The sequence below is a fragment of the Cohnella sp. GCM10020058 genome, assembly GCF_042683485.1.
Taxonomy (GTDB): Bacteria; Bacillota; Bacilli; order Paenibacillales; family Paenibacillaceae; genus Cohnella.
Genome location: NZ_JBHUJV010000023.1, coordinates 94,975 through 113,013 on the forward strand (window position 1 = coordinate 94,975; position 18,039 = coordinate 113,013).

General features: G+C 58.9%; 17 protein-coding genes. 13 read left to right on the forward strand and 4 right to left on the reverse strand.

Annotation, left to right across the window (positions count from 1 at the left end; genetic code table 11):
- Positions 1 to 115 precede the first annotated feature (115 nt).
- The 6 genes from ACFSR7_RS33580 (at position 116) to ACFSR7_RS33605 (ending at position 7,075) form a co-directional block, all read left to right on the forward strand.
- Complete coding sequence (locus ACFSR7_RS33580; protein ID WP_378169008.1) at positions 116 to 427, forward strand: hypothetical protein; 312 nt, start codon at positions 116 to 118, stop codon at positions 425 to 427.
- A gap of 316 nt (positions 428 to 743) precedes the next feature.
- Positions 744 to 1,856 carry a citrate synthase gene (gene citZ / locus ACFSR7_RS33585; protein WP_378169009.1) on the forward strand — a complete coding sequence of 371 codons (1,113 nt, stop codon included), beginning with the start codon at positions 744 to 746 and terminating at the stop codon, positions 1,854 to 1,856.
- 154 nt (positions 1,857 to 2,010) lie between these two features.
- The gene (gene icd, locus ACFSR7_RS33590; protein WP_378169010.1) at positions 2,011 to 3,306 is read left to right on the forward strand and encodes an NADP-dependent isocitrate dehydrogenase; all 1,296 of its coding nucleotides are present in this window, start codon (positions 2,011 to 2,013) and stop codon (positions 3,304 to 3,306) included.
- 363 nt (positions 3,307 to 3,669) lie between these two features.
- Complete coding sequence (gene mdh, locus ACFSR7_RS33595) at positions 3,670 to 4,614, forward strand: malate dehydrogenase (protein WP_378169011.1); 945 nt, start codon at positions 3,670 to 3,672, stop codon at positions 4,612 to 4,614.
- Between the two features lie 91 nt (positions 4,615 to 4,705).
- Positions 4,706 to 5,830, forward strand: a complete 1,125-nt coding sequence (locus ACFSR7_RS33600; protein WP_378169012.1) for a M24 family metallopeptidase — start codon at positions 4,706 to 4,708, stop codon at positions 5,828 to 5,830.
- 12 nt (positions 5,831 to 5,842) lie between these two features.
- Complete coding sequence (locus ACFSR7_RS33605) at positions 5,843 to 7,075, forward strand: aminopeptidase (protein ID WP_378169013.1); 1,233 nt, start codon at positions 5,843 to 5,845, stop codon at positions 7,073 to 7,075.
- Between the two features lie 55 nt (positions 7,076 to 7,130).
- Here ACFSR7_RS33605 and ACFSR7_RS33610 read toward each other — a convergent pair whose 3' ends face one another.
- Positions 7,131 to 7,991, reverse strand: a complete 861-nt coding sequence (locus ACFSR7_RS33610) for a hypothetical protein (protein WP_378169014.1) — start codon at positions 7,989 to 7,991, stop codon at positions 7,131 to 7,133.
- Positions 7,988 to 8,527 carry an RNA polymerase sigma factor gene (locus ACFSR7_RS33615; protein WP_378169015.1) on the reverse strand — a complete coding sequence of 180 codons (540 nt, stop codon included), beginning with the start codon at positions 8,525 to 8,527 and terminating at the stop codon, positions 7,988 to 7,990. The genes ACFSR7_RS33610 and ACFSR7_RS33615 overlap by 4 nt, the downstream gene beginning before the upstream one ends.
- Positions 8,528 to 8,676: 149 nt before the next feature.
- On the opposite strand from ACFSR7_RS33615, the gene ACFSR7_RS33620 reads away from it, so the two are divergent.
- Positions 8,677 to 9,102, forward strand: a complete 426-nt coding sequence (locus tag ACFSR7_RS33620; RefSeq protein ID WP_378169016.1) for a DUF2269 family protein — start codon at positions 8,677 to 8,679, stop codon at positions 9,100 to 9,102.
- Between the two features lie 577 nt (positions 9,103 to 9,679).
- Here the strand turns inward: ACFSR7_RS33620 and ACFSR7_RS33625 are convergent.
- Both ACFSR7_RS33625 and yfbR read right to left on the reverse strand, forming a co-directional pair.
- A complete protein-coding gene (locus ACFSR7_RS33625; protein WP_378169017.1) occupies positions 9,680 to 9,886 on the reverse strand; it encodes a hypothetical protein in 207 nt (68 codons plus the stop codon).
- On the reverse strand, positions 9,864 to 10,493 hold the full coding sequence (yfbR, locus tag ACFSR7_RS33630) for a 5'-deoxynucleotidase (protein ID WP_378169018.1): 630 nt from the start codon (positions 10,491 to 10,493) through the stop codon (positions 9,864 to 9,866). The genes ACFSR7_RS33625 and yfbR overlap by 23 nt, the downstream gene beginning before the upstream one ends.
- Before the next feature lie 184 nt (positions 10,494 to 10,677).
- Between yfbR and pnpS the strand changes: the two genes are divergently transcribed.
- The 6 genes from pnpS to trxB all read left to right on the forward strand — a co-directional run bounded on the left by pnpS (position 10,678) and on the right by trxB (position 18,000).
- Positions 10,678 to 12,492: a two-component system histidine kinase PnpS gene (gene pnpS / locus ACFSR7_RS33635; RefSeq protein ID WP_378169036.1), complete on the forward strand. Its 1,815-nt coding sequence runs from the start codon at positions 10,678 to 10,680 to the stop codon at positions 12,490 to 12,492.
- 114 nt (positions 12,493 to 12,606) lie between these two features.
- Complete coding sequence (locus ACFSR7_RS33640) at positions 12,607 to 13,338, forward strand: response regulator transcription factor (protein ID WP_378116496.1); 732 nt, start codon at positions 12,607 to 12,609, stop codon at positions 13,336 to 13,338.
- A gap of 99 nt (positions 13,339 to 13,437) precedes the next feature.
- Positions 13,438 to 15,519 (forward strand): molybdopterin-containing oxidoreductase family protein, encoded by a 2,082-nt coding sequence (locus tag ACFSR7_RS33645; RefSeq protein ID WP_378169019.1) that lies wholly within the window; start codon positions 13,438 to 13,440, stop codon positions 15,517 to 15,519.
- A 294-nt stretch (positions 15,520 to 15,813) separates the two neighbouring features.
- Complete coding sequence (locus ACFSR7_RS33650; protein ID WP_378169020.1) at positions 15,814 to 16,212, forward strand: Fur family transcriptional regulator; 399 nt, start codon at positions 15,814 to 15,816, stop codon at positions 16,210 to 16,212.
- Entirely contained in the window at positions 16,185 to 16,889 is a 705-nt protein-coding gene (locus tag ACFSR7_RS33655) for a winged helix-turn-helix transcriptional regulator (protein ID WP_378169021.1), read from the forward strand. Before ACFSR7_RS33650 ends, ACFSR7_RS33655 begins: the two co-directional genes overlap by 28 nt.
- Before the next feature lie 160 nt (positions 16,890 to 17,049).
- Positions 17,050 to 18,000 (forward strand): thioredoxin-disulfide reductase, encoded by a 951-nt coding sequence (gene trxB, locus ACFSR7_RS33660; protein WP_378169022.1) that lies wholly within the window; start codon positions 17,050 to 17,052, stop codon positions 17,998 to 18,000.
- Positions 18,001 to 18,039: the final 39 nt, after the last annotated feature.

Genomic DNA, 18,039 nt, shown 5'->3' on the forward strand with positions numbered 1-18,039 from the left:
ATCACGGGCTCCCGCGCAAAAGCATCGGGCCTGCCGACGATGCGCGAAAGGGCATAAATGCGCGGAACGCTTGGACACAATACGTGTAACATCAGCCAGCGCGGGGAGGATCTTTATGGAAAAAAACAAATATTACGTGTCGGTTCAGGCCAGGACGATCAATTCGCATCGCGGCGACGCCGCCTACGAGTTCGAGATCGAAGCTGGCGAAGAAGAGCTTGTTCAGCTCCAGGAGCTGTTCGACTCGATGGACGAATTCGACCAGGCCGGCTATTGGCGGGCGCATCAGCCTTATTTGGAGTACAGCAACGATCCGGAAAACGACGGCTACGATTATTATCTCAAGGAAATCTATCGCCGCCTGAGCGATTGGGGGACCGAAGAGACCAAACGCCATATCGCGACCATGGACGTCGGCTCGATGTGAGAAGCGGAGCTTGCAAACAGCGGCATGATCGCGGCGATCCGGGCTTCCGGGATCGCCGCGCCGACGCGTCAGCGCGCGAATGTGAGAGTATTCGTCTATACATGCGATAAAGCATTTTTATGTTTCGTTCGGTTCCATTCCCAATTGAAATCGTTTATCATTGAATAAGGCTTTAAAAACCGAAAGTAATTAGGGTTTACGCGGACTAAGCGGACGGCTGGCTTGAGGGCGCGTCCGAACCGCCGGTCCCGATTATCCGAATAGCGCGCCGTGCGCTTATTTGATTCGTTATCTTGGAATTGAAGGAGAGAGAACCATGACAGCTACCAAAGGCCTTGAAGGAATCGTCGCCGCATCCTCGTCCATCAGTTCCATTATCGACGGCGTGCTGACGTACCGCGGGTACAACATCGACGAGCTGGCCGAGAAGGCGAGCTTTGAAGAAGTCGCATATCTGCTCTGGAACGGCAAGCTCCCGACGCAAAGCGAGCTGGACGCGCTGAAGTCGCAGCTTAGCGAAGCAGCGGCGGTACCGAGCGAAGTCATCGACGGACTTCGTATCTATCCGAAGGACGCGAACTCGATGGCGGCGCTCCGCACGGCGATCTCGAGCCTGGCGCTCTACGATGCCGAAGCGAACGATCCGGGCAAAGAGGCCAACTATCGCAAGGCGATCAAGCTGCAAGCCCAGATGGGCACCGTGATCGCCGCCTTCGCGCGCCTGCGCCAAGGCAAAGAGCCCGTCGCGCCGAAGTCGGGTGTCGGCGTTGCTCACAACTTTCTGTACATGCTGACCGGCGAAGAGCCGGCCGAAGTCGCGATTACCGCGCTGGACAAGGCGCTTGTCCTTCACGCGGACCACGAGCTTAACGCTTCGACGTTCGCGGCGCGCGTCACCGTCGCGACGCTGTCGGACATCTATTCCGGCGTCACGTCCGCGATCGGCGCGCTGAAGGGTCCGCTGCACGGCGGCGCCAACGAAGCGGTCATGGTCATGCTGGACGAGATCGGCACGCTGGACAACGTCGAGCCGTACATCCAGAATAAGCTGAACAACAAAGAGAAGATCATGGGCTTCGGCCACCGCGTCTACCGTACGGGCGACCCGCGCGCCAAGCACTTGCAGCAAATGTCCAAAAACCTGAGCGAGCTGAACGGCGACAGCCGCCTGTACGACATGTCGGTTCGCATCGAAGAGCTCGTGACGGGCCAGAAGGGCCTGAAGCCGAACGTCGACTTCTACTCGGCTTCCTGCTACACGCTCCTCGGCATCCCGCGCGATCTGTTCACGCCGATCTTCGCAATCAGCCGCGTATCCGGGTGGACCGCGCACATTCTCGAGCAGCTTGCCGACAACCGCCTCATCCGACCTCGCGCGGAATATGTCGGTCCTGTCGACCAGCACTACGCGCCGATCGACGAGCGTTAATTTTGAAGCCAGGCGGCTTCCGGCGTGCCGTCCGACCGCTCCGGTCGCGCGGCGCGCCGGTTTGCCGCGCGTCTTCGCGCGCTTCGGCATTCGGCTTCGCGCCCATTCATTTACGATCAACCCATCACTTTATATTCCAGGAGGCTACCCATTCATGCAACTCGAAAAATTCGAACTGCCGCAATCCGGCGAACCGATCAAAGTCGACCAAAACGGCGTCCTGAACGTCCCTAACAACCCGATCATTCCGTTCATCGAAGGCGACGGCACGGGCCGCGACATCTGGCGCGCTGCCCAGCGAGTGCTCGACGCAGCCGTTGAAAAAGCATACGGCGGTGAAAAGCAAATCTCCTGGTACGAAGTATTCGCCGGCGAAAAAGCGTTCAACGCTTACGGCGAATGGCTGCCTGCAGACACGCTGACCGCGATCCGCGAATACATCATCGCGATCAAAGGCCCGCTGACCACGCCGATCGGCGGCGGCATCCGCTCCCTGAACGTTGCGCTTCGCCAAGAGCTTGACCTGTACGTGTGCCTGCGTCCGGTTCGTTACTTCGACGGCGTTCCTTCGCCGGTCAAGCGTCCTGAGCTGGTCGACATGGTTATCTTCCGCGAAAACACCGAGGACATCTATGCCGGCATCGAGTATCAAGCCGAAACCGCTGACGCGAAGAAGGTCATCGAGTTCCTGCAGCAGCAAATGGGCGTCAAGAAGATCCGCTTCCCCGAGACTTCGGGCATCGGCATCAAGCCGGTATCCAAGGACGGCTCCGAGCGTCTGATCCGTGCCGCGATCGAATACGCGATCAAGCACAAGCGCAAGTCGGTTACGCTGGTACACAAGGGCAATATCATGAAGTTCACCGAGGGCGCGTTCAAGAACTGGGGCTACGAACTGGCTGAGCGCGAGTTCGGCGACCAAGTTTTCACCTGGAACCAATACGACGCAATCAAGGCGGAGCAAGGCGAAGAAGCGGCTAACGCAGCGCAAAAGTCCGCACTGTCCGAAGGCAAGCTCCTCGTGAAGGACGCGATCGCCGACATCGCGCTGCAGCAAGTGCTGACGCGTCCGACGGACTTCGACGTCATCGCGACGCTGAACCTGAACGGCGACTACCTGTCCGACGCCCTGGCTGCCCAAGTCGGCGGCATCGGCATCGCTCCTGGCGCGAACATCAACTACTTGACCGGCCACGCGATCTTCGAAGCGACGCACGGCACCGCGCCTAAGTACGCTGACAAGGACGTCGTCAACCCGGGCTCCGTTATCCTGTCCGGCGTTATGATGTTCGAGCACCTCGGCTGGCTCGAAGCGGCTGACCTGATCTACAAGGGTCTGGAAAAGTCCATCAACAGCAAGATCGTCACGTACGACTTCGCTCGTCTGATGGAAGGCGCGACCGAGGTTAAGTGCTCGGCGTTCGCTGATGAAATTATTAAAAACATGTAGTTGAATGCACCCCCTAGATCCCCCATTCGGGGATGCACAACCCCCTAGATCCCCCTTCAGGGGATGCACAACCCCCTAGATCCCCCTTCAAAGGGGGACTCCGAGGGCTTTGCCCTCTGGACACCCTGGCGAATAACGGTTGGGGGACAGAGGCGCAGGGATGAGGGATTGGCGGGGGAGAAGAGCTATAGATAACGGTCCTCTTTGTCGGTGCTAACGTGTCGGCGAGGGGGATTGTTGTTTTTTAAGGCAAGGGCAGGGCAAGGGCAGGGCATAGGTAAGGCAATGGCAGAGCTAGGGAAGAGTAAGGCAGGCGAGGTAACGGGTAATCTATTCGTGAGGAACTTCTAGGAGGGAATTCGAATGGCAATGAAACGGGCGAAAATTACGGTCGTGGGTGCCGGATTTACGGGGGCGACTACGGCGCTGATGCTGGCGCAGAAGGAACTGGGAGATGTCGTTCTGGTCGATATCCCGCAACTGGAGAATCCGACGAAGGGCAAGGCGTTGGATATGGCCGAAGCCGCGCCGGTGCAAGGCTTCGACGCCAAAATCGTCGGCACCGCGGACTATGCGGACACGGCCGATTCGGACGTCGTCATCATCACGGCCGGCATCGCGCGCAAGCCGGGCATGAGCCGCGACGATCTGGTGAGCACGAACGCGGGCATCGTCAGGTCCGTCTGCGAAAACGTGAAGGCAACCAGTCCGAACGCTTATGTCATCATTCTATCGAACCCGGTCGACGCGATGACTTATGTCGCCAACCAGGCGCTCGGATTTCCTAAAAACCGCGTCATCGGCCAATCCGGCGTTCTGGATACCGCCCGCTACAACACGTTTCTGGCCCAGGCGCTGAATGTCTCCGTCGAGGACGTGCGCGGCGTCGTGCTCGGCGGGCACGGCGACGACATGGTTCCGCTCGTGCGCTACACGACGGTCGGCGGCATCCCGGTCGAGCACTTGCTGCCGAAGGACGAGATCGAAGCGATCGTCGCGCGCACGCGCGTCGGCGGCGGCGAGATCGTCAGCCTGCTCGGCAACGGCAGCGCCTACTATGCGCCGGCCGCCTCGCTCGTCCAAATGACCGAAGCGATCCTGAAGGACAAGAAGCGGATCCTCCCGGTCATCGCCCTTCTGCAAGGCGAGTACGGCTACGACAATCTGTTCATGGGCGTGTTGGCCGTGCTCGGTGGCGACGGCATCGAGAAGGTGTTCGAGCTCGACTTGACCGAAGACGAGAAGGCTGCGCTCGCCAAGTCCGCGGAGTCGGTCCGCAGCGTCATCCAGATCGTCGAAAACGCCTGATTGGCCCTAACGGCTGCTTGCGCATTACCCGACTCCAAGGTCAGACGGCCTTGGAGTTGTTTATGCTTAACGAGAAAGGGAGAGGGTCCGATTGTCATCGGAAGTATTCAAAGCGCGAAGAGATCGGCTTATTTCTTATATGCAAAAGGAAGGAATGCGGATCGGGCTGGTGACCTCACCTACGAACGTCGCCTATCTGACGGGCTTCGCATGCAATCCGCACGAGCGTTTTCTTGCGCTTGCACTGGACAGCGCCAATCGCGCCGAGAAGCTGTTCGTGCCGCTGCTAGACGCTACCGCCGCCGAAGAGTCCGCGCCGGGCCTCGCGATCGTGCCGATCTCGGACGTCGACGACGCTTATGCGCTGCTCGGCGAGCACATGCCTGCACAAGGCGCGCCGTCGATCGGCGTGGAAAAAGGCGCCGTGTCGCTGGCCAAAGCGGAACGAATTCAGGCGGTGTATCCCGGTGCCGGCTTTGCCGATCTGGAGCAGCCGATTCTGGATATGCGGATCATCAAAAGCGCGGACGAGATCGCCCGGATTCAGCGGGCTGTCGATATCGTCGAGGCGGTTATGGCTCACGCGATCTCGCAGGTTCGCATCGGGATGACCGAGCTTGCGCTGGCCGCGGAGATCGAGCGCAAGATGAGAGAGCTCGGCGCGGATCGTCCTGCCTTCGAGACGATCGTGCTCACGGGACCGCGTTCGGCGCTGCCGCACGGCGTGCCGGGCCAGCATGCGATTCGCAGAGGCGACTTTTTGCTTATCGACATCGGCGTGCAGGCGGACGGTTATTGCTCCGACATCACGCGAACCTTTGTCGTCGGCGAGCCTTCGGGGGCCCAGCGTGCCATTTATGAGGCGGTGCTGGCCGCCAACGAAGCGGGGATTGCCGCATCCGCGGCAGGCGTTCCCGTGTCCGCGGTAGATGCGGCGGCGCGCGAGACAATCGAGAAGGCGGGCTTCGGACCGCTGTTCACGCACCGGGTCGGGCATGGGTTCGGCATGGACATTCACGAGCAGCCGTCCATGTCCGGTGCGAACGGGACGCCATTGGCGCCAGGAATGGTGTTTACGATCGAACCGGGTATATACGATCCGGTCGTGGGCGGCGTACGGATCGAAGACGACGTCTTCATCCAAGATGACGGCACGCCGGGCGTGCTCACGCGTTATCCGAAGCAATTGACCGTCATCCCGGCAGCAGATCGATAAGGAGGGTTTTACATGAGCGATTTTACGAAAAAGCTGGACCGTTACGCCGAGCTTATCGTCAAGATTGGCGCCAATGTGCAGCCGGGACAGACGGTCGCCGTCAACGCTTCCTTGGACAGCGCGGACCTGGCAAGGCTGGTCGTGCGAAAGGCATATGAGGCCGGGGCGCGAAATGTGAAGGTATTTTGGACGGACGAGGTCGTCACGAGACTGAAATACGATCTGGCCCCGGACGAGGCTTTTCTGGAGGAGCCCAAGTGGTCAGCGGCTGAAAAGCTGGATCTGGCCCGCGCGGGCGCGGCTTCGATTAATCTGATGTCGGACGATCCGGATCTGCTGAGCGGCGTGCCTGGCGAGCGGATCGCCAACGCGCAGAAGGCTGCGAGCCGTGTCATGAAGGACTATCGCGTGCTGTCGCGGGGCTTCAAGTTCAGCTGGACGATCGCGACTTCCCCGTCGAAAGGGTGGGCGGACAAAGTGTTTCCTGACGCGCCCGAGTCGGAGCGGATTGGATTGCTGTGGGACGCGATCTTCAAGCTCGTGCGGGCGGACCGCGAGGATACGCTGGGGGCTTGGGAGACGCATCTATCCGAGCTGAAGCGCAGGGCGGACATTTTGAATGCCAAGCAGTACCGCGCGCTGCGGTACGCGGCTCCCGGCACGAACCTGACGATCGCGCTTCCGGACGATCACGTCTGGCTCGGCGGGCGCAAGCAAAATGCCGACGGCGTCTGGTTCGTGCCGAATCTGCCGACCGAAGAGGTGTATACCGCGCCGAAACGCGACGGCGTCCGGGGCACTGTATCGAGCACCAAGCCGCTCAGTTACGCCGGGCAAATCATCGACGGCTTTTCCTTCGAATTTGAAGAAGGCCGGGCGATTCGGACCTCGGCAGCGAAAGGCGCCGAAGCGCTCGCGACGCTGGTGCAAATGGACGAAAACGCCGCCTATCTCGGCGAAGTCGCGCTCGTGCCGCACCGGTCGCCGATCTCGGACAGCGGACTGCTGTTTTACAAGACGCTTTTCGACGAAAATGCGTCCTGTCACCTCGCCGTTGGCGGCGCCTACTCCTCTTGCGTCGCAGGCGGGGCGGATATGAGCCAGGAGGAGCTGTCGGCCCGCGGCTTGAACAACAGCACCGTTCATACCGACTTCATGGTGGGCTCGGGCGAGCTGGACATCTTCGGGGTATGCGCGGACGGCAGCGAGGAACAAGTATTCGTCAAAGGCGCATGGGCGTTTTAAATAAGAATTGCAAGTAAGACCGGCATCCCTAACGTGATGCCGGTCTTTTGGCGCTTTAAGAAGAATTTTTGCCCGTATTCGTTGCTCTACCGTCGGAGGAAGTCTGGATAAGGGCTTTTGCCGCCAGATCCAAGGTAAAGGTCCGATCCTGCGGGCCGGCTGCCGTCTCACCGCCCGGGCCTTCGGACGAGGGGAGGACCAGTTGGCCGCCGCGAACCGAAGGAATCCGGTCCGGCGGATAATAAGAGCTGTCAGCGATCGTCCCGTCTTCAGTTCGGAAAGTCAGCGGAAACGCTTGACCGCTTTCGTCGACGGCATACGCATAGAATGAGATCGCCCGGCAATCGGTATACTGCGGGGCCAATACAAATACCGTAGCTTCAGCGAAGGTTAATTTCATCATCTGAAACTTTTTTGCGGATGGCTGAACGAATGTCAATGCGGGCAGCTCGGCCACGATGCGTTCACTGCCGTCCGCGCCGACGTAAACGACGCGATAGTCACCTTCGAACCGTGTGTCCGTTTCTGTGCCGATACAGCTCGACGCGCCCAAATGCTCTTGCATCTCCTCGCCGACCGGCACGACCAGCAGCCGTCCCGACTTTGATACGCCTTCCGCCCGCACCACGACTGCCGAAGCTGTTTCAGGAGGGCTGCTTGTCACAGGATTGTCGATGGTCGGAACGTTTACTTCGGAAGGGGCGAACCAGTGACTCTGATAACGTGTCAGCAGCAGGACAGCGAGCAGCGTCGCCGCCGTGCCGGCTAAAGCAAAGGCCGCCATTCCGCGTTTCGCCCGCTCGCGCTTGCCGGCAACGCGCCGTTCGATCGTTTCTCGCATTTTTTCGTCAAATGCTTCGCGGACGAACGGGCCTTTGCCTGCGCGTTCGTACCAAGCCGGTTTGTCTTCTCTCATGACTGCGACTCCTCCTTCATCATCCGCTGTACTTTTTCACGGGCGCGATGCAGCCGCGATTTGACCGTGCCCGATGCGACGTTCAGCAGCTTCGCCATAGCCTCTGTCGACAAGTCGTAGCGAATATCCAGCACGAGCACCTCGCGGTATTTGTCGGGCAGCGCCATAATCGTCTTCCAGATATCGTCGGCATACGTTTCCTCCATGAATTCAATCTCCGCCGATTTGCCGGAACCTGCAGATCCGATTGAGGGGAGCAAGTGAACGCGGCGCAAAAAGGAAGAGCGTTTATATCGGAACGCCGTGTTTCTGGCAATCGTGAGCAGCCAGGTTTTAAGGGAGGATCGACCATGGAACGTTTCGATGCGGTAGTAAGCTTTAATGAAAACGTCCTGCGCTATTTCGTCCGCCATCTCTCTGTTTTTTGTCAGGAAATAAGCATAGTTCCATACATCGTTCCCGTACCGGTCCATGACGTCGCGAAGCGTCGCAGCGTCCATCGTCGTCGATACATGCTTAAGAAAATCGTATTCCACTGCTTTCACCTCAATAAATGAGACGCCATGAAAAGGCCGCCGGTTCCCAAAAATAAAAAGATTCGTAAACCTTCTTTTTTACTTGTCAGCCCGGTTTGTGTATACTAGGTGTGACTTGTCTTATTATGGTTGTGGAGGTACATATCGCGATGTATAACGTTATGATTTTTCTGCACATCGTCGGAGCGATCGGAATGGGGATCTATGCCATTTTGCCGTTTCTGGCCAAGCGCTTCCGGCAGCTGTCCACGCCGGCCCAGGAAGGCCTTGCCAGCGGACTGGTATCGGCGGGGCGATTCGGCCAATATTCGTTGGTCCTGCAACTGCTGACGGGCGGTTACCTGATCTCCCAAGCGGACTACAAAGTTTCGTGGATGGTCACGATTATCGTGCTGTTCCTGGCGCTCGGCGCGCTGTCGGGCATCGTACAAGCGCCCCTTAAGCGGATCGTTGCCTCAGCCTCCGGCGGACAGGACGCATCGAGCAACATCTCGCGCGTACAGACGCTGAGCTTTGTCATTCTGATTATTTTTCTGGTTGTCGTCTGGCTGATGAAAAATCCTTGGCTCGCTTAATGTTTCTGTACCTTTGAGATCGAAAAGGCTCCGCCCGGCGCGACATGCGCAGGCGGAGCCTTTTGCTTATGAATAAAAAATATGAAGTCTGCAAGATGGTGCGCAGAAAGAGGCCGCCATGCTTTCCTTCCTGATTCGTGGGCAGGTGGGCGCGCTACCGGCGTGCCAAAGCTTTCGGAAGTTTGGCGGGGCAGGCCCAAAACCTGCATTTCTACAAGTATTTTCTATCGGCTCGCGCCACTTGAGGAAATACCTGCAAATGTTGCAGGTAAATGCAAAGCGCCAGCACCGACAAAGGCAAAAAAAGATGTATATTTGCAGGCATTGGGGGGAAGGAATGGCGCAGGCTGAGATACGCAGGCTCCTTGGAACGGATGTCGGATGAGTCGTCGCTAGGCGTTCCGCGCGAATCGAGTTTTTGATATTCGCTAACCTAAATGAACCGTCAGGGCGATCTGCGATCTACCCTGGCGGTTTTTTTAATAAAAGAAAAGGCCAGCTTGACGGACTGTGCATCCGTCGGCGACAGGGGGGCTGCGGTCTGTTGGCACTGGAGGCCATGCGTCTACTTTTGGCCTCAATCGCTGAATTTACGATCGATCGCCAGCGCTTCGCCTAGCGTGTTCGCCGAGGCGATGAGCGTGAGACCGCTCGACTGCTTCTGGGTTGCTCCCTGCGGCTCGAAAACGGCGATCAGCAGCGGAATCACGATCCACAGCGCGTCTTTTGCGATGGACAGCACGCTTCTGAAGCCCGTCTGCTTAATCGGCATCGGCATCGGCATCGGGGTCAACATCCCGCTCCCGTTCGGACAGCTCGTCGATCGTCTTTTCAAAGCTCGGGGCGAGCCGGTTCAGGAACCAATCGATCTCCGGCATTCCGAGCGCTGCGAGCCGGTCCTCGAACTGTCTGCGTGCGGTAGCGAATTCGCGGTTGCCGGCAGACATCTCCGAGACGCATTTGAGATAGCCGTCGAGGATGTCGGCGGCCTTCACGTACCGGTTCAGCTCGTCGTCCTGGTTCTGCCGCATCAGCAGGGGCTCGTAGGCTTGGATAAGCTCCGGAGGCACGGTACCGAGCAGCCTTTCGGCGGCCAGTCGCTCCAGATCCCGAAAGTTGGACAGCAGCGCCGGATTATGATGTTTGACGGGCGTCGGTATATCCCCCGTGATCACTTCGGTCGCGTCATGAAACAACGCGCGGCTCGCCGCTTTGTCGGGGTCGACGTCGCGGCCGAATACGTCTCGGGCGATCGTGCACAGTAAATGGGAGAGCAGCGCGGTATGGTACGAATGCTCGGCGACGTTTTCCTTGGTCGAATTGCGCATGAGGCTCCAGCGTTCGATGTACCGCAGACGGTATAAATAAGCCAAAAAATGATGCTGCTGCATATCGCGGCGCTCCTCCTTATCTATTCCTCTCTTCACTATAACTTACATGAGACGACAGGGGCATCCCCTCCGGTCTGTTAAGTTCGTCTGAATTTACACTGCGCTAATACTCCTGTGTTAAGATAAAGAAAAGTCGGCATTTGGAGGATTGGCTATACGCATGGCAAGCCGCACGGGAGCGCAAATGAGCAAGTTCCGCTTGAAGCTGACCGCATTATTTATGCTGCTCATCGGATTGTCCGTTTTGGCGGCGGGCATTTTCACAGGTCAGTTTTACAAGCATAACCATCTCGAAGCGCTCGGCAGTCACATGGAGACGCAGCTTCGCGTGCTCTCTGCCGCGGCGCCCTGGCCGAAGGACGCGTCCAAGGAAACGCAGACCGAATATTTGCAGGCGCAGGCGGTACGCTTCAAGGAGCTCGCTGATATGCGGGTGACATACATCGCAACGGATGGAGAAGTGATCGGGGATTCGGACCACGCGCCAGGCACGATGGACAACCATGCCGGACGCGAAGAGGTACGGGAAGCGCTGGCGGACGGCCTGGGCCGGAGCATCCGGCACAGCGACACGTTAAATGAAAATATGCTTTATGTCGCTTATGCGGTCAAGGACGGCGCGACAGGGCAGACGCTTGGCATTATCCGCCTGGCCATGTCCCTATCGGCTGTTGAGCACAGCCTCGATCGCATGTGGATGGCGCTTGCGCTCGGACTGCTCGCGGTATTCGCGCTGGCAGCGCTCGTCAGCTACAGGGTGGCGCTCAGCGTCACGCGTCCGCTGGAGCGCATGACGTCCGCAGCCAAACGGATGGCGGGCATGGACTACAAGGTGCGCATCCCCGACGCAGGCAAGGACGAGGTCGGGGAGCTGGGTCGGGCGCTCAACGCGATGGCGGCGAACCTGCAGGACCATATGGGCGAGATCCGCAGGAACGAGCTTCATCTGCAATCGGTGCTCGACCATATGATCAGCGGCGTCGTCATGATCGGACCGGACGGCCGGATCCGCATTTACAACCGGAGTGCCGAGCTTCTGCTCGGCAGCCTGGCAAGGGAGCGGGTCGGCCGCAGTTATACCGAGGCCAAGCAGCAATACGAGCTGCTGCAGCTGATTCGCACCGGCTTCGAGACCGGCGAATCGATTCACGAGGAGCTGACGGTCTACTACCCGGAAGAGCGGCTGCTCGAGCTGAATCTGGTACCGATTCCGATGGACGACGATACGGCGCCGGGCTTGCTGCTCGTCCTCCAGGACGTGAGCGCGATCCGCCGTCTCGAACGGATGCGCAGCGAATTTGTCGCCAACGTATCGCACGAGCTCAAGACGCCCGTCGCCGCCGTCAAAGGCTTCGCGGAGACGCTGCTCGCCGGCGCGGTCAACGATCCGGAGACGGCGCGTTCCTTCCTGAAGATCATCCAGGACGAGAGCGACAGGCTTAACCGCCTGATCGGCGACATCCTGGAGCTGTCCAAGATCGAGTCGCGGCGCTCGCCGCTGCAATTTTCCCCGATCGACCTGAGGTCGTTCCTCGAGAGGCAGTTGGAGTTCCTGGGAACGGAGGCCGCCAAGAAGGAGATCACGCTGGAACTCGACGCGCCCGAGGAACTGTTTATCGAGGCGGACGAGGATCGGCTTGGACAGATCACGCTGAATCTGCTGCAAAACGGAATCAGCTATACGCCGGAAGGCGGCCGGGTGCGGGTGAAGGCGGTCATCGTCGAGACCGAGAGAGAAGAGGGCGGAGATATCGAAGAGCACGTCCGGATTACGGTTTCCGATACGGGCATCGGCATTCCGAAGAAAGACCTGCCCCGCATTTTCGAGCGTTTCTACCGGGTCGACAAAGCCCGCTCGCGCAGCTCCGGCGGCACGGGATTGGGGCTGTCGATCGTCAAGCACCTGGTTGAGCTGCATCATGGCACGATTCGAGTGGAGAGTACGGTAGGCGTCGGATCGACGTTTGTAATCGAACTGCCGCTTATTCAAGACTATTAGCATTACGTTATTTTACGTGGCGTTGACATTCGGATGATTCTGGATTTACGGCGGCATGATAAATTGACTGAAGAGGCCGGGACGTCAGACGGACCGATCGGACTGGAGGAGCTTATGTCGGACAAGGTGCTCATTATTGAAGACGAACCTACCATAGCACGTCTGGTCACCTACAATTTGTCGCAAGACGGATATGAGACCGAAGTGATCGGCAACGGCGCTGAGGGATTGCACAAGGCGATTCAAGACGAGTATGCGATTATATTCCTGGATTTGATGCTGCCCGGGATGAATGGCTTCGAGGTGCTGCAAAAACTGCGTCAGCATGGCGTGAAGACGCCGGTCATCATTCTGACCGCCCGCAATGCGGAAGAAGAGGTCGTACAAGGGCTCAAGCTCGGTGCGGACGACTACATCACCAAGCCGTTCGGCGTCGCGGAGCTGCTTGCCCGCACCTCGGCGGTGCTGCGGCGTTCGCGCAACGAGGAGGCTCGGCCCAAGTCCGATCCTACCGGCGAAAAGGTGATCTCGCTCGGTGCGCTGCAGATTTATCCGGACAAATACGAAGTGCAGGTCGGCAGCGAATGGATCACGCTGCGTCCCAAGGAGTTCGAGGTGCTGCTGTACCTGGCCGAACGCCCGGGCATCGTCATTACGCGCGACGACTTGATGAACGTCGTATGGGGCTTCGATTATATCGGCGGGCAGCGGACGGTGGACGTACATGTCAGTTCGCTGCGCAAGAAGCTGGAGTTGAACCAGCAATCGGTGCAGATCGAATCGATCCGCGGCGTCGGCTACAAGCTGACGGTCAGCCGGAAGACGGGAATCGCCGGAAAGGCATAAATAGGCTTGCCAAGCGGGACGGATTCGCCGGTTACGGACGGCGGATTCGTCTTCTTTGTGCTAAAATGGGAGCACGGATTCAAAGGAGTTGACACGAAAATGGACGACTATACTGCGCAGCCGGAAGGCGTATTCCGCTCGGTCTGCTCGCTTGATTGCCCGGACCAATGCGGCTTGCTCGTACACAAGCGGGAGGGGGTTATCGTCAAGGTTGAGGGTGATCCGGATCACCCGGTCACCCGCGGCGCGATCTGCAACAAGGTGCGCAATATGGTGTCGCGCGTTTACGACGACAAGCGCCTGGCCACGCCTCTTCGGCGCGTCGGTCCCAAAGGCGAGGGAAAATTCGTACCGATCGGCTGGGACGAAGCGATCGCGGAAATTACGGATCGGTGGAAAACGCTTATCGCGGAACGAGGTTCCGAAAGTATATTGCCATACAGCTTCTACGGCAACATGGGCCGGATCGGGACGGAAGGGATGGGGAGCAGGTTTTTCAGCCGGATGAACGCGTCTATGCTTGACCGGACGATCTGCGACGCGGCGGGGACGGTCGGCTATCGATATACGATGGGCGGCAGCTTCGGCACCGATCCGGAGCAGACGGTTCATGCCAAGCTGTTCATTTTCTGGGGGATCAACGCGGTCAGCACGAATATGCATCAGGTCACCATAGCGGAGCAAGCGCGGAAGGCCGGCGCAAAGATCGTCACGATCGACGTCCACCGCAACCGGACCGGCAAGTGGGCGGATTGGTTCATCCCGCTGCGGCCCGGCACCGACACGGCGCTCGCACTTGGTATCATGCACGTACTGTTCGCGGAAGGGATGACGGACGAGACTTTTCTGCGCGAGTATACGGTCGGTCACGAGGAGCTTCGCGCGCATGCGGCAGCATACGATCCCGCGACGGTGTCGGGCATCACTGGCGTGCCCGAAGCGGACATCTTGGAGCTGGCCCGGCTTTATGGACAGACGTCCCCTTCGTTCATTCGCATCGGCAACGGCATCCAGCATCACGACAACGGGGGCATGAATGTGCGCGCGATCGCCTGTCTGCCCGCGCTGACGGGGCAATGGCTCGTGCCTGGCGGCGGAGCGATCAAGGGAAACGGCGGTTACGTCAAGCACAATGCCATGGCGCTCGAGCGGCCCGATCTGCGCGGCGGCCGGCAGACGCGACGCGTCAATATGAACCGGATCGGCAGCGCGCTACTTGAGCTTGAGCCTCCGATTTCCTCGCTATACGTGTATAACAGCAATCCCGCCATCGTTGCGCCCGAATCGAACAAAGTCCGTAAGGGTCTGGCTCGGGAAGATCTGTTTACCGTCGTACACGACTTGTTCCTGACCGAGACAGCCAAGTACGCAGACATCGTGCTTCCGGCGACCTCCGCCTTCGAAAACACGGATCTGTACCATTCGTATTGGCATCACTACGTACAAATCCAACAACCGGTCGTGGCGCCATACGGGGAGAGCAAGTCGAACAACGAGGTGTTCCGCCTGCTCGCCGCGGCAATGGGTTATTCGGATGACGCGTTCAAGGATGACGACGCGGAAATGATTCGACAGGCTGTCGATTTCCCGGGCAATTCTGCCTACGATCCGGTCACATACGAGGCGTTGTTGGAGCACAAATTCGTGCGCGCGGACGTAAAGCCGCTGTTCCCGGGCCGATTGCCGACGCCAAGCGGCAAGATTGAGTTGTATTCGCAGGCAATGGAGCGTCATGGCTTGCCGCCGCTGCCGACGTACGTGCCGTTGGCGGAGGAAGGGAAAGAGGCTTTCCCATTCGCCTTCATCCCTGCGCCGAACCATAACTTTTTGAACTCGACATTTTCCAATAATGAGAAGCATGCCCGAATGGAAAAGGTGCCGAAGCTGCATATGAATGCAGCGGATGCGGAATCCCTCGGCATCGTCGAGGGGGATGAAGTGCGCATTTGGAACGAACGAGGCGAGGCTTGGCTGACCGCTTCGGTGGGCGAGGACGTTCTGTCCGGCATCGTTGTCAGCCAGGGGCTCTGGGCGGACAATAGCGAGGGGCGCAACGCGACGGTCAACGCGCTTACGCCGGACCGGCTGTCCGATATGGGCGGCGGCGCGGTGTTTTTCTCGGGCCGGGTCGCAGTTGAGAAGGCGTCCGTGCCTGTGGATGCGGTCGGCAGCTCGACCTGAGGCGCGATTGCATGAATTAGGAAGCAGGAGATGGTGCCTGCTTCTTTTTTGCGTTTTGAACGTCGAAGCGCGCGTGCTGATCCCTGCACTACAGAGTAGAGGAAGGTTCGTTGTTGTTACCGCATAAGCTTGACAAAGTCAAAATATAAATTTAAACTAAATCTAAATTTAAATAACTTAGGGATGAAAATCTAGGTTGGAATAGCGATGCGACACATCCTTATTTCGACGGAAACAGGTACTTGGGCTGGCCAGTTTTTTTATACACCAATTTTAAATAAAGAGGGGATTCCCATGACCAAACGCAATCTGACGGCCCCCCGCAAGCTTGTTTATGACATCGTAATGCAGGCCGACGATCACCCGACCGCCGCCGATATTATCGATCGCCTCAAGTCGCAGGGACAGTCCGTCGCCTACGCCACCGTTTACAACTCGCTCCGGTATTTGACCGACGAAGGCTTGATTCATGAGCTCAAGCTCGAGGGCAAGACGAGCCGGTACGACGGGCGCGGCGAGGACCATGCGCATATCGTGTGCATCTCCTGCGGCAAAGTCGACGAGGTGATGACGCCGCCGCCTGCGGAATGGCTCGCAAAAGTGGCTGAGGAGAGCGGATACGCGCTGACGGACGAGCAATTTATTTTCAAAGGAGAGTGCCCCGCATGCCGGACATCCAAGCTGAAGAATTAATGGGCGCATACTGCGACACGACGCGCCGGATCGTCGTCGTCAGCGCGTACCCCGCGCGATTGCAGCCACTGCTGGCGGAGCTGACGACACGCTGCTATGACGTGCTCGTGTTCCGCCATGGGCAGGAGGCGCTGCTCTCCAGCCTGCAGATCGATCTGCTGATCGCGGACCGTTCGGTCTCAGGTCAGGATCCGCTCAGCGGAATGGCAGAGCTTAAGACACCTGCGCTTTACCTGGTAGAGCCCGCCGCGCCGCAGAATAACGCCACGGCTGCGGGTTTGGGAGGCACCCCAAGCGAGGCATGGCCAGGCGACGTCGGCGCACTGCTTGCCCGGATCGAAGACCTGGCCGGCAAGAGCACTCCTTTGGCCGGGCCCGACGAAGCCGCGTTCAAGGACATCCGCATGGATCTCCGGCGGGTGACCGTGCAGCGGGACGGACGGCGCGTCGAGCTGACCAAGACGGAGTTCGATATTTTGCGGGCACTGATCATGGCCGGCGGCGGCGTTTTGTCCCGCCAGGACCTGATGGAAAAGCTGTGGGGCGAAGGATACTTCGGCGGCAGCAACTCCATTGACGTCCATATCAAGAGCTTGCGCAAAAAGCTCGGCGACGACCCGAAAAATCCGCTGTATATCGTAACCGTTCGCGGCGTGGGCTACCGGACGGCCGACTAGCCCGATCACGGCCACTTGAGACAAATAGGATCGACCGGAACAGCTCCGCATTTTCTTCATCAAACGTTCATGACGCCTTCATTCGGCCTTCATGCCCGTACGGTTGTCCGGTGATAAGATGAATACATCGAACGTCAAGCGCTTGAGAGGAGAGAGTCAAATGAGACATACGATTATCGTCGGCACGGGCCCTGCGGGATTGACCGCAGCCATTTATCTTGCTCGCGCGGGGCTCGCTCCCCTCGTCATCGAAGGTCCCGAACCAGGCGGCCAACTGACAACGACGACCGAAGTCGAGAATTTCCCGGGATTCCCCGAAGGTATCATGGGCCCGGAATTGATGGATAATATGCGCAAGCAAGCGCAGCGATTCGGAGCGGAGTTCCGCAGCGGCTGGGTGACGAAGGCCGATCTGTCCAAGCGTCCGTTCACGCTGACCGTAGACGGCAAAGAAGAGTTACAGGCGCAGTCCGTTATCGTCTCCACGGGCGCGTCGGCCAAGTACCTGGGCATTCCAGGGGAAAAGGACAACGTCGGACGCGGCGTCAGCACCTGCGCGACCTGCGACGGCTTCTTTTTCAGAGGAAAGAAGATCATCGTCATCGGCGGCGGCGACTCCGCGATGGAGGAAGCGAACTTCCTGACCCGCTTCGCGTCGGAAGTCGTTCTGGTCAACCGCCGCACCGAGCTTCGCGCTTCAAAGATCATGCAGGAGCGCGCCCGGAAGAATGCCAAGGTCAGCTGGAGCCTGAACCGCACGCCGCTCGAAGTCGTCGCGGGACCGCTCGGCGTGAAGGGCCTGAAGGTGCTGAACAACGAGACCGGCGAAGAGGAACTGATTGAAGCGGAGGGTGTATTCGTCGCGATCGGCCACACGCCTAACACGAAGTTCTTGGAAGGTCAGCTCAAGACGGACGAGACCGGCTACATCCTCGTCACGCCGGGCACGACCGAGACGAACATCCCGGGCGTGTTCGCTTGCGGCGACGTCCAGGACAGCAAGTACCGCCAAGCGATCAGCGCCGCGGGTACCGGTTGTATGGCCGCACTGGACGCTGAGCGGTTCCTCGAGGCGAACGAATCGCCGGCATCCATCGCTGCCGTTTTTTAAGGGAATACGCACACGTAACCATCACACCACACCTAGGAG

Excerpts from the sequence above, each read along its gene's own strand:
- mdh (WP_378169011.1), top strand. The coding sequence starts at position 3,670 with ATGGCAATGAAACGGGCGAAAATTACGGTCGTGGGTGCCGGATTTACG.
- pnpS (WP_378169036.1), top strand. The coding sequence starts at position 10,678 with ATGAGCAAGTTCCGCTTGAAGCTGACCGCATTATTTATGCTGCTCATC.
- citZ (WP_378169009.1), top strand. The coding sequence starts at position 744 with ATGACAGCTACCAAAGGCCTTGAAGGAATCGTCGCCGCATCCTCGTCC.
- ACFSR7_RS33640 (WP_378116496.1), top strand. The coding sequence starts at position 12,607 with ATGTCGGACAAGGTGCTCATTATTGAAGACGAACCTACCATAGCACGT.
- icd (WP_378169010.1), top strand. The coding sequence starts at position 2,011 with ATGCAACTCGAAAAATTCGAACTGCCGCAATCCGGCGAACCGATCAAA.
- ACFSR7_RS33610 (WP_378169014.1), bottom strand. The coding sequence starts at position 7,991 with ATGAGAGAAGACAAACCGGCTTGGTACGAACGCGCAGGCAAAGGCCCG.
- ACFSR7_RS33625 (WP_378169017.1), bottom strand. The coding sequence starts at position 9,886 with ATGCCGATGCCGATGCCGATTAAGCAGACGGGCTTCAGAAGCGTGCTG.
- ACFSR7_RS33605 (WP_378169013.1), top strand. The coding sequence starts at position 5,843 with ATGAGCGATTTTACGAAAAAGCTGGACCGTTACGCCGAGCTTATCGTC.
- ACFSR7_RS33655 (WP_378169021.1), top strand. The coding sequence starts at position 16,185 with ATGCCGGACATCCAAGCTGAAGAATTAATGGGCGCATACTGCGACACG.
- ACFSR7_RS33650 (WP_378169020.1), top strand. The coding sequence starts at position 15,814 with ATGACCAAACGCAATCTGACGGCCCCCCGCAAGCTTGTTTATGACATC.
- ACFSR7_RS33645 (WP_378169019.1), top strand. The coding sequence starts at position 13,438 with ATGGACGACTATACTGCGCAGCCGGAAGGCGTATTCCGCTCGGTCTGC.
- ACFSR7_RS33620 (WP_378169016.1), top strand. The coding sequence starts at position 8,677 with ATGTATAACGTTATGATTTTTCTGCACATCGTCGGAGCGATCGGAATG.
- ACFSR7_RS33580 (WP_378169008.1), top strand. The coding sequence starts at position 116 with ATGGAAAAAAACAAATATTACGTGTCGGTTCAGGCCAGGACGATCAAT.
- trxB (WP_378169022.1), top strand. The coding sequence starts at position 17,050 with ATGAGACATACGATTATCGTCGGCACGGGCCCTGCGGGATTGACCGCA.
- yfbR (WP_378169018.1), bottom strand. The coding sequence starts at position 10,493 with ATGCAGCAGCATCATTTTTTGGCTTATTTATACCGTCTGCGGTACATC.